The sequence below is a fragment of the Corynebacterium sp. p3-SID1056 genome (assembly GCF_025152525.1).
In the GTDB taxonomy this organism is placed as follows: Bacteria; Actinomycetota; Actinomycetes; order Mycobacteriales; family Mycobacteriaceae; genus Corynebacterium.
The window spans coordinates 1-917 of the sequence record NZ_JALXXL010000024.1 but is presented as its reverse complement, the minus strand read 5'-3'; the positions used below and the strand labels follow the sequence as shown (position 1 = coordinate 917).

Genomic DNA, 917 nt, shown 5'->3' with positions numbered 1-917 from the left:
AACGGTCTAGATTTACGCAGTTCACGAATGCACAGTGGGAGCGAGTTGAACCACTTCTGCCAACGAATGAGGGCCGTAAAGGCCGCCCGTTTGGTGATAGCCGCCGCGTTGTAGAGGGCATCATCTACCGGTACCGCACCGGAATCCCGTGGCGAGATCTCCCCGACCGGTATGGTCCCTGGCAGACGGTGTGGAAGCGGCATCGCCGCTACGCAACCGACGGCACCTGGGACCGCGTATTCGCGCACATCCTCGCCGAGGCCGATGCAGTGGGCGACATTGACTGGAACGTGTCAATCGACGCGACGATCAACCGTGCTCATCAGCACGGTACGAACCTGCCGCGCCCTGATCAGGACACAGGGGGCTCTATCGAATTACAAGAATCTGCCGTTATGCGAGATTGAACCGGCAGGTCACGGGATCGGGAGATCACGCGGAGGGTTGAGCACGAAGGTACATTTTGCTGTCGAGGGGCATGGCCGGCCGCTGTCGATTGTGGTGACGGGCGGGCAACGCCATGATGGCGCGATGTTGCAGGAAGTCCTCGGCGATATTCGGGTCCCGAGAATTGGGTGCGGGCAGGCGCGGACGCGCCCTGATGCGTTGCTTGCTGATCGCGGGTACACGTCACGGGTGAACCGCGCGTATCTGCGTGAGCGCGGCATCGCCGCGGTGATTCCGGAGAAGTCTAATGAGATCGCTGCCAGGAAGCGTAAGGGTCGTGCTGGCGGGCGACCGCCCGGGTTTGATGCGGAGCTGTACAAAGACCGCAACGTGGTCGAGCGGGCCTTTGGGTTGATGAAGCAGTGGCGCGGGCTTGCGACGCGTTATGACAAGCTCGCGGTCACGTATCGCGCGGGAGTGGTGCTTGCGGCGATTCTGGTCTGGTTACGCATATAAGAGACACGCCCTAG

At 61.5% G+C, this 917-nt stretch carries 1 pseudogene; it reads left to right on the top strand.

What is annotated here, in order from left to right:
- Positions 1–56 precede the first annotated feature (56 nt).
- Positions 57–903 (top strand): annotated as a pseudogene (locus tag M3G14_RS11610) (IS5 family transposase).
- The last annotated feature ends 14 nt before the right edge of the window (positions 904–917 follow it).